The organism is Nevskia sp. (assembly GCF_023266035.1).
GTDB lineage: Bacteria > Pseudomonadota > Gammaproteobacteria > Nevskiales > Nevskiaceae > Nevskia.
The window spans coordinates 1-8,272 of sequence record NZ_JAHFRY010000167.1 but is presented as its reverse complement, the minus strand read 5'-3'; the positions used below and the strand labels follow the sequence as shown (position 1 = coordinate 8,272).

Sequence of the window (8,272 nt, the reverse complement as noted above, 5' to 3'; positions counted from 1 at the left end):
CGCCTTCTCAGCCAGTACCAGACGACCGTCGAGCGCGCCGATGCGTTCGTCCCGGGTCCGTTCGATGTCGGCCACGCTGGTGTAGGACTGCAGCAGGTAATGATCGTAGGCGAGCGCCTGCTCACGCTCGCGCTGGGTCCGGGTTTCGACTTCGACCTGGGCCGCCGATTTCTGCGCCGGCAGCACTTTCTGGGTGATGCCGCGCTGATCGACCAGTTCGCGCTGACGTCGCACTTCGGACGGCGGCACTGCATCGCCGCAGATGCGTTGGCCGGCATCGTTCTTCCAGCACTGCACGGTGGCCGCTTGCAGCGACAGCCAGGGCGCAGCAAATGCTGCCAGCAGCAGCCCGTTCAGCAGGCCGCGGCCGGTTAGGCCACGCGGCTCAGGCCACGCCATAACGCTGCTGGTAATCGGCAATCGCAGCCACCACTTCGGCTCTTCCACCTTGTTCATGCAGGTAACCGAGCAAGTCCTGGACCGTGACCAGCGACACCACCTCGAGCCCCGTTTTCTCGACCAGCTCGGCCACGGCCGAGCGCCCATTGGCGCCCACTTCCTGACGATCCAGGGCAGTTATGGCCAAAACTGGGCGGGCACCGGCACGGCTCAGCAGCGCATGCGATTCGCGCAGCGCAGTGCCGGCGGTCAGCACGTCGTCGACCACCACGACCCGCTGGCCGGCGACATCGGCGCCGACCAGCACCCCGCCCTCGCCGTGATCCTTGGCTTCCTTGCGGTTGTAGGCGAACGGCAGGTCGCGACCGGTGAGTTCTGCGTAGGCGATGCTGACCGCCGCCGCCAGCGGAATGCCCTTGTAGGCCGGGCCGAACAGCAGATCGAACTCGACGCCATGGGCGATCAGCGCTTCGGCGTAAGCCTTGCCAAGATCGCGCAGTGCGGCACCCGAAGAGATGCGGCCGAGGTTGAAGAAGTACGGGCTGACTCGGCCGGACTTCAAAGTGAAGCTGCCGAACTTCAGCACTTCAGCCTTGAGGGCGAGATCGAGGAAGGTAGTCTGGTACGGCTTCATGCGGGGTCCGGTTTCAGGCGGCGGTGGGGCCGAAAGTTTCGCACAAGCGCCTGGCGAGGCTGCGCTAGCATGCGCGAACCGATCCTCCGGTCGCCTCGTCTTTCCGCCATGCGCATCATCTCGATCAACACCAACGGCATCCGTTCCGCGGCCAAGAAAGGCCTGTTCGACTGGCTGAAAACCGTTGATGCCGATTACGTCTGCATTCAGGAAACCAAGGCGCAGATCGAAGATCTGGCCGGTGACGATACGTTCGCGCCGGCCGGCTATTTCGCGCATTTCCGCAGCGCCGTGAAGAAGGGCTACTCGGGAGTGGCGATCTATTCGAAGCAGGAGCCTGATGCCGTGCTCGACACGCTCGGTGTAGCGGAATTCGACGACGAAGGCCGCTACCTGGAACTGCGCCACGGCAATCTGTCGGTGGTATCGCTGTATCTGCCGTCCGGCTCATCCGGCCCGGAGCGCCAGGCTTCGAAGGACCGCTTCCTCGCGTTCTTCCTGCCGAAGCTGCGCGAATGGAAGGCCAGCGGCCGGGACTACGTGATCTGCGGCGACTGGAACATCGCCCACACCAAGATCGACATCAAGAACTGGCGCTCGAACCAGAAGAATTCCGGCTTCCTGCCGCACGAGCGCGCCTGGCTCGACGGGCTGTTCGGCGCCCTGCCCGACGGACTGGGTTGGGTCGACGGCTTTCGCTCCCTGCATCCGACGATGGAAGGCGAGGCCTACAGCTGGTGGTCGAATCGCGGCAACGCCTACGCGAACAATGTCGGTTGGCGCATCGATTACCAGATCGTCACACCGGCGATGGCCGCGAAGATCACCGCCGCGCACATCTACAAGGGCGTGAAGTTCTCCGACCACGCGCCGGTGGTCATCGACTACGCCGACTGATTCGGTCCTGCCGATTCGGCATTGGCGCGCTCGTTGTCGGCGATCGAGCTGTCGATCAGCCCGGCGCGCCACATCCAGGCGAACAGGAAGACACCGGGCAGCGCGATCAGCGTGGTCAGCACGTAGAACTCGACATAACCAAACGCTTCGATCATCGCGCCGGCCGTCGAGCCGGTCAGCACCCGGCCGACGATCGACGCGGCGGCTGACAGCAGCGCGAACTGAGTCGCGGTGAAATTCAGCGAACACAGCGCCGACAGGTAGGCGACGATCACCACACCGCCGATGCCGCTGGCGATGTTCTCGAAGCCGATGGTGAAGGCCAGGAACCAGGGGCTGTGGCCGATCGCAGCGAGTGCGGCGAAGCTCAGGTTCGACACCGCCATCAGCACCAGCGCGATCAGCACCGAGCGCTTGAGCCCGAGCCGCGCATAGAGAATGCCGCCGATGAAGATGCCGATCAGATAGGCGATGAAGCCGAAGCCGACGTCGTACTTGGCGATCTCATCGTTGGTGAACTGCAGATCGTTGAGCAGCAGGCGCAGGGTCAGATTGGCCAGCGTGTCGCCGATCTTGTGCAGCAGCACGAACAGCAGCACCAGCAGCGCACCGCGGCGGCGGAAGAATTCCGCCAGCGGGCCGAACACCGCAGCGACGGTCTGGGAAAAACCCTTGGCGATGATCGGCGCCCGGCGCCGCAGCGGCTCGCCCATCAGCAGGCCAACCGCCGCGGCTGGCAGCACCAGCAATGCGCACAAGCCGTAAGCCAGCGCCCAGCCGGCATCGGCCGCGACCAGCAATGCCAGCGAGCCGGCCGTTACCGAACCGATGCGCCAGCCGTACTGCGACATGCCGGAGCCAACGCCGAGTTGTTCGGGGCTCAGCAGTTCGATGCGATAGGCATCGATGACGATGTCGAAGGTCGCGCCGGCGGCACCCAGCGCGATCGCCGCGAAGGCCATCAGCGGCAGACCATCGGCCGGCGTCACCAGCCCTAGAAAGATCGTCGCCGCCGCGACCAGCGCGCTGGCCAGCCATAACCAGGAAACGCGCTGGCCGAAGCGGCCGAGCAGCGGCAGGCGCGCCTGATCGACCAGCGGCGCCCACAGGAACTTGAAGTTGTAGACCAGGAAGGCCAGCGAGAACGCGGTGACCGTGCGCTTGGTGATGCCGTCCTGCGCCAGCCGCGTGGTCAAGGTGGCGCCAATCATCGCGTAGGGGAAACCGGACGAGATGCCGAGCAGCAGCGCCGCCAGCGGCGCGCTTTCGGCATACGGGCGCAGTGACAGCGGCAGGGTGTCGCGCCAGCGGGAGATCGAAAAGGTCATGCCGAATCAGGAAGTGGGAAAGCGCTCAGGCGTCTATTGACGTGGCCGTCACTACATCGTGCATCAGCCGGGCGAAGCGCATCGCCGTGCCATCGCGCTGCGGCACCTCGATCGACGATCCGTAGATCGGCATCTCGATGTTGGCAACCTCGGCCTCCGAGCCAACGACCTTGCCGCCCAAGGATTTCAGATAGCGCAGGAAACCGGAATTCTCCCACAGCACGTCGTAGTAGAAGCTGCGATAGCCCTGGCGCGATGCGCTGAGATGCAGGCAGGCGTGCAGCAGTGAACCGGCGCCGATGCGCTGGTAGGCGTCGATGACGGTCAGCGCCACTTCGGCCACGCCCGGGCGCTCCGGCATGGCGATGTAGCGGGCAACGCCGATGCCGATCGGCTCGGCATATTTCATATCCAGCGCGCCCCAGGCTTCATGGCCGCGGTGATCGGGATGGGTCAGGAAATCGAGCTGCTTGGCGCTCAACTCCGAAGCCTGCGAGAAGAAGCGCAGATGCCGGGATTCCGATGACAGACGCGCGTAGCCGCTGACGAAATACGGCAGATCGGTAGGCCGCACCGTGCGCACCAAGGCCTGCGTCTCGTGACCGAGCACGAAGCGGAAGGCCTGCGGCAGCGGCGGAAGGGTCGGCGGAGGTGCCATGCCGCACTGTAGCGGTGGCGGCTGACTGGCGACGCTGGATCGGCGGGGAAATCGGAGCGATCGGCGCGTGGGCGACCGTTCGTAATCTGTATCTGACCCCGATTCTTCCGATTCTTTCTGCCGACTTGAATCAATTTAATATTTTGACTAATGTTTAAATATGGAAATCACCTCGGCTGTCGTTGCCCTCGCCGCTCTGGCGCAGGAGACCCGCTTGTCGGTGTACCGGATGCTGGTTGAAGCCGGGCCGGACGGTCTGGCGGCCGGTCGGCTGGCCGATGGTTTGTCGGTGGCGCCGGCCAGCCTGTCGTTTCATCTCAAGGAATTGCTGCACGCCGGCCTCGTCCATTCGCGGCAGGACGGGCGCTATGTCATCTATTCGGCGAACTACGAGGCGATGAACGCGCTGCTCGGCTACCTCACCGAGAACTGTTGCCGTGGCACGACTGCCGCTTGCTTGCCGACCGCCTGCTGCGAGCCGGCCAATCCGTGAGAAACATCGTCGACTTGCCTCGCCGCCTTGCGGCCGAATTCCTGGGCAGCGCACTGCTGCTGGCGATCGTCGTCGGCTCCGGAATCATGGGTGAGCAACTCGCGGCCGGAAACACGGCGCTGGCGCTGCTGCTGAATGCGATTGCCACCGGCGCCGGGCTGCTCGTGTTGATCAGCGTGTTCGGGCCGCTGTCCGGCGCGCACTTCAATCCGGCGGTGTCGGCACTGTTCTGGGCGCGTGGCGAATTGTCGCGGCGCGCCTTCTTCGCCTATCTGCCGACCCAACTGGCGGGCGCGATCATCGGCGTGCTGCTGACGCACGCGATGTTCGATCTGCCGCTACTGCAACTCAGCGAACACGCCCGCCATGGGCCCGGCCAATGGATCGGCGAGTTCGTTGCCACCGCCGGCCTGATGCTGGGCATTCTCGGCTCGTTGGCCACGCGTCCGGCCTGGACGCCGTTGCTGGTCGCCGCCTGGATCGTGGCCGGCTATGCGTTCACCTCGTCGACTTCGTTCGCGAACCCGACAGTGACCTTGGCCCGCAGCCTGAGCGCTACCTTCGCCGGCATTGCACCGGCCGACGTCCCCGGCTTCGTGATTGCGCAACTCGCCGGCACCACGGCCGGCGGTCTGCTCGGCGCCTGGCTGTGGCCCTCACCCTCGGCAAACTCCATCACCGAAGCCTACCCATGACCATCACGATCTATCACAACCCCGCCTGCGGAACCTCGCGCAACACTTTGGCGATGATCCGCAACGCCGGCATCGAACCGACCGTCATCGAATACCTGAAGACACCGCCGGACCGCACCACGCTCGTTGCGTTGATCGCCAAGATGGCCGTGCCGGTGCGCAGCGTGCTGCGCGACAAGGGTTCGCTGTATGACGATCTCGGCCTCGCCGATCCGAAGTGGGCCGATGCCGAACTGATCGACTTCATGCTTCAGCATCCGATCCTGATCAACCGCCCGATCGTGGTGACGCCGCTGGGCGTGCGCCTGTGCCGGCCATCGGAACTTGTGCTCGATCTGCTGCCAGCGGCGCAGCGTGGCGCCTTCGCGAAGGAAGATGGCGAAGCGGTGGTTGATGCGGAGGGCAAGCGTGTCCGACCTCCTCGCTGATCTTCCGAATGTCGATGCCGCCCAGTTCCGGCGCCCGTCGCTCGATACGCCAAGCCCGTCGACACGAACCGCGCACGCACCACGCATCCTGCTGCTCTACGGCTCGCTGCGGCAGCGCTCGTTCAGCCGGCTGCTGACCTTCGAGGCCGAGCGTCTGCTGCAGGCCATGGGTGCGGAAACCCGCGTCTTCGATCCTGCCGGCTTGCCACTGCCCGATGGCGCGCCGGAGTCACATCCGAAAGTGCAGGAACTGCGCGAGCTGGCAGCGTGGAGCGAAGGCATGGTCTGGACGTCGCCGGAACGTCACGGCGCGATGACCAGCATCCTGAAGGCGCAGATCGACTGGCTTCCCCTCAAGCACGGCGCGGTTCGGCCCACGCAGGGCAAGACCCTGGCGGTAATGGAGGTCAGTGGCGGCTCGCAGTCGTTCAACGCCGTGAACCAGATGCGCATCCTCGGAAGATGGATGCGGATGATCACCATCCCGAACCAGAGTTCGGTGGCGAAAGCGTTTCTGGAGTTTGATGAGGACGGACGAATGAAACCGTCGTCGTACTACGACCGGGTCGTCGACGTGATGGAGGAACTGGTCAAGTTCACCTTGCTCACGCGTGAGGTGTCGACGCATCTGGTCGATCGCTACAGCGAGCGCCGGGAATCGGCGGCCGAGCTGTCAAAGCGCGTCAATCAACGCGCGCTTTGATTCCAAAACGGTGCCGGATGTAACCGCAGAGCTGCGGCTACACCCGGCGGGGACTTCAGGGCATGCCTGCCGTTTCCGGCGTGCGGCCGTAGACATCCTCGAAGCGAACGATGTCGTCTTCGCCGAGGTAGCTGCCGGACTGCACTTCGATCAGTTCCAGATGCACCTTGCCCGGGTTTTCCAGGCGGTGCGAATGACCCAGCGGGATGTACGTCGATTCGTCCTCACCGAGCAGGAACACCTTGTCGCCATTGGTGACCCGCGCCGTGCCCTTGACCACCACCCAGTGCTCGGCACGGTGGTGGTGCATCTGCAAGCTGAGCTTTTCGCCCGGCTTGACCAGGATGCGCTTGACCTGGAAGCGATCGGACAGCGAGATCGTTTCGTACCAGCCCCAAGGCCGGTAGACGCGCGGCCGCGCCACCGCTTCGCTGCGGCCCGCCGCCTTCAGCCGATTGACGACTTTCTTGACGTCCTGCAGGCGATCACGCGAGGCCACCAGCACCGCATCGACGGTCTCGACGACGACGGTATCCTTGAGGCCGAGCACGGTGACCAGACGATGGGTGCCGTGCACCAGGGTGCCGTCGCAGTCTTCGACCATCACGTCGCCACGCGCCAGATTGCCGCGCGGATCGACCGCCGGCAGCTTGGCGAGGAAATTCCAGGAACCGACATCGTCCCAGCCAGCATTGAGTGGCACCAGCGCAGCCTTCTCGGTCTTTTCCATCACCGCGTAATCGATCGATTCGTTGCGGGCATCACCGAAGGAAGGACCGTCGAGGCGGACGAAATCGGCATCGCGCTTGGCTTTTGCCAGCGAAAGCTCGCAGGCGACCAGCATGTCCGGCTCCAGGCGCTTCACTTCCGCCAGGAAGACGTCGGCGCGGAACAGGAACATGCCGCCGTTCCAGTAATAGCCACCTTCCTTGAGGAAAGCTTCAGCCTTGGCCTGCGGCGGCTTCTCGACGAAGGCGGCAATCGCGCTGGCACCCTCGACGGATAGCGGCGCGCCAGCCTTGATGTAGCCGAAGCCGGTTTCCGGATGCGTCGGCTGAATGCCGAAGCTGACGATATGCCCGGCCTTCGCGGCCTCGACAGCAATCGCCGAAGCCTTCGCGAACGCGGCTTCATCGGGAATCGTGTGATCGGCGGCCATCACGAACAGGATCGTTTCCGGGCCGTAGGTTTCCAGCGCCCACAGTGCGGCGCAGGTGGTCGCCGGCCCGGTGTTGCGGCCTTCCGGCTCGAGCAACACCTTGGCCTGACCCATGTTCACCGCGCGCAACTGCTCGGCGACGATGAAGCGGTGGCCCTCGGCGCAAACCGCCAGCGGAGCGACGACGTTGGGCAGGATCTGAGTGCGCAGTGCGGTGTTCTGCAACAGGCTGAATGAGTTGGTCAGCGCCAGGAACTGCTTGGGATATTGCTCGCGCGACAACGGCCAAAGCCGCGAACCGGCACCGCCGGCGAGAAGGACAGGCAGCAGCATCATTTTTTGTTTTCCTGATTTCGGGGAAGGAACAGGAGGAAATTGAGTCTTATTGCAACAGAAGACTAGCTTAGCGAATGTCTCAGTTTTGAGAACCGGGCAGGAAGTCCCATACGGACGTGAACTGCGACCAAGTCGGCTGTTCTCATCTCGTTCAGCGGCACCTGACGGTTTATGCAGAAATCCCCGAGCAAATCCTGGGCCAGCGGTAACGAGCGGATTGCGCGGCGAGCCAGCGTGTGACGAATGCCTGGCGGTGGAGTCAAACCGTTTGTCGGCTCCGAACGGCGACAGCGCGTATCGGTCACGCGGCTTGCATCACCGACAACTGCAATCGCGACCTTGGCTTAGGCTATTTATGCACAGCTTTTGCACTGGCCATTCCAGTGCTATCCACAGCTTCAACCACAGCATATTGGGGTTGACCGCATTTTTAACCCCTATATATTGATCTGCCGGGGGAATCTCCCGGGACGTCCCGGGTTGCAATCACACCCGCCGCACCGCCCGCCGCCTTGGGGAGAATCCGAAAATCATGCAAACAC

General features: G+C 64.0%; 9 protein-coding genes and 1 pseudogene. 5 read left to right on the top strand and 5 right to left on the bottom strand.

Translation table 11 applies throughout. The features are described from left to right. A pseudogene (locus Q0D45_RS19430) lies at positions 1 to 399 on the bottom strand (hypothetical protein); the annotation flags it as partial. Next, entirely contained in the window at positions 386 to 1,033 is a 648-nt protein-coding gene (gene pyrE / locus Q0D45_RS19425; RefSeq protein WP_293396910.1) for an orotate phosphoribosyltransferase, read from the bottom strand. The gene pyrE and the pseudogene Q0D45_RS19430, both read right to left, overlap by 14 nt. Positions 1,034 to 1,141: 108 nt before the next feature. Between pyrE and Q0D45_RS19420 the strand changes: the two genes are divergently transcribed. Further along, positions 1,142 to 1,930, top strand: a complete 789-nt coding sequence (locus Q0D45_RS19420) for an exodeoxyribonuclease III (protein ID WP_293396907.1) — start codon at positions 1,142 to 1,144, stop codon at positions 1,928 to 1,930. Here the strand turns inward: Q0D45_RS19420 and Q0D45_RS19415 are convergent. Both Q0D45_RS19415 and Q0D45_RS19410 read right to left on the bottom strand, forming a co-directional pair. Beyond that, a complete protein-coding gene (locus tag Q0D45_RS19415) occupies positions 1,918 to 3,258 on the bottom strand; it encodes an MFS transporter (protein ID WP_293396904.1) in 1,341 nt (446 codons plus the stop codon). The two genes, Q0D45_RS19420 and Q0D45_RS19415, sit on opposite strands and share 13 nt — an antisense overlap. Before the next feature lie 25 nt (positions 3,259 to 3,283). Then, on the bottom strand, positions 3,284 to 3,916 hold the full coding sequence (locus Q0D45_RS19410; RefSeq protein ID WP_293396901.1) for a hypothetical protein: 633 nt from the start codon (positions 3,914 to 3,916) through the stop codon (positions 3,284 to 3,286). Positions 3,917 to 4,076: 160 nt separating this feature from the next. Here Q0D45_RS19410 and Q0D45_RS19405 point away from each other — a divergent pair, with 160 nt between their 5' ends. From Q0D45_RS19405 to arsH, 4 genes are read left to right on the top strand one after another with little or no spacing between them, the layout of a single operon-like run. Beyond that, entirely contained in the window at positions 4,077 to 4,409 is a 333-nt protein-coding gene (locus Q0D45_RS19405) for a metalloregulator ArsR/SmtB family transcription factor (RefSeq protein WP_293396898.1), read from the top strand. Continuing rightward, a complete protein-coding gene (locus tag Q0D45_RS19400) occupies positions 4,406 to 5,104 on the top strand; it encodes an MIP/aquaporin family protein (RefSeq protein WP_293396895.1) in 699 nt (232 codons plus the stop codon). The genes Q0D45_RS19405 and Q0D45_RS19400 overlap by 4 nt, the downstream gene beginning before the upstream one ends. Continuing rightward, positions 5,101 to 5,532, top strand: a complete 432-nt coding sequence (gene arsC / locus Q0D45_RS19395; protein WP_293396892.1) for an arsenate reductase (glutaredoxin) — start codon at positions 5,101 to 5,103, stop codon at positions 5,530 to 5,532. The genes Q0D45_RS19400 and arsC overlap by 4 nt, the downstream gene beginning before the upstream one ends. Continuing rightward, positions 5,498 to 6,235: an arsenical resistance protein ArsH gene (gene arsH, locus Q0D45_RS19390; protein ID WP_366946508.1), complete on the top strand. Its 738-nt coding sequence runs from the start codon at positions 5,498 to 5,500 to the stop codon at positions 6,233 to 6,235. The genes arsC and arsH overlap by 35 nt, the downstream gene beginning before the upstream one ends. A gap of 55 nt (positions 6,236 to 6,290) precedes the next feature. On the opposite strand, the gene Q0D45_RS19385 is transcribed toward arsH, so the two are convergent. Continuing rightward, complete coding sequence (locus Q0D45_RS19385) at positions 6,291 to 7,730, bottom strand: mannose-1-phosphate guanylyltransferase/mannose-6-phosphate isomerase (RefSeq protein ID WP_293396887.1); 1,440 nt, start codon at positions 7,728 to 7,730, stop codon at positions 6,291 to 6,293. Positions 7,731 to 8,272: the final 542 nt, after the last annotated feature.

What these genes read in the sequence shown, in the direction of transcription:
- Q0D45_RS19420 (WP_293396907.1), top strand. Translation starts at nt 1,142, where the DNA reads ATGCGCATCATCTCGATCAACACCAACGGCATCCGTTCCGCGGCCAAG.
- Q0D45_RS19385 (WP_293396887.1), bottom strand. Translation starts at nt 7,730, where the DNA reads ATGATGCTGCTGCCTGTCCTTCTCGCCGGCGGTGCCGGTTCGCGGCTT.
- pyrE (WP_293396910.1), bottom strand. Translation starts at nt 1,033, where the DNA reads ATGAAGCCGTACCAGACTACCTTCCTCGATCTCGCCCTCAAGGCTGAA.
- arsH (WP_366946508.1), top strand. Translation starts at nt 5,498, where the DNA reads ATGCGGAGGGCAAGCGTGTCCGACCTCCTCGCTGATCTTCCGAATGTC.
- Q0D45_RS19410 (WP_293396901.1), bottom strand. Translation starts at nt 3,916, where the DNA reads ATGGCACCTCCGCCGACCCTTCCGCCGCTGCCGCAGGCCTTCCGCTTC.
- Q0D45_RS19415 (WP_293396904.1), bottom strand. Translation starts at nt 3,258, where the DNA reads ATGACCTTTTCGATCTCCCGCTGGCGCGACACCCTGCCGCTGTCACTG.
- Q0D45_RS19405 (WP_293396898.1), top strand. Translation starts at nt 4,077, where the DNA reads ATGGAAATCACCTCGGCTGTCGTTGCCCTCGCCGCTCTGGCGCAGGAG.
- arsC (WP_293396892.1), top strand. Translation starts at nt 5,101, where the DNA reads ATGACCATCACGATCTATCACAACCCCGCCTGCGGAACCTCGCGCAAC.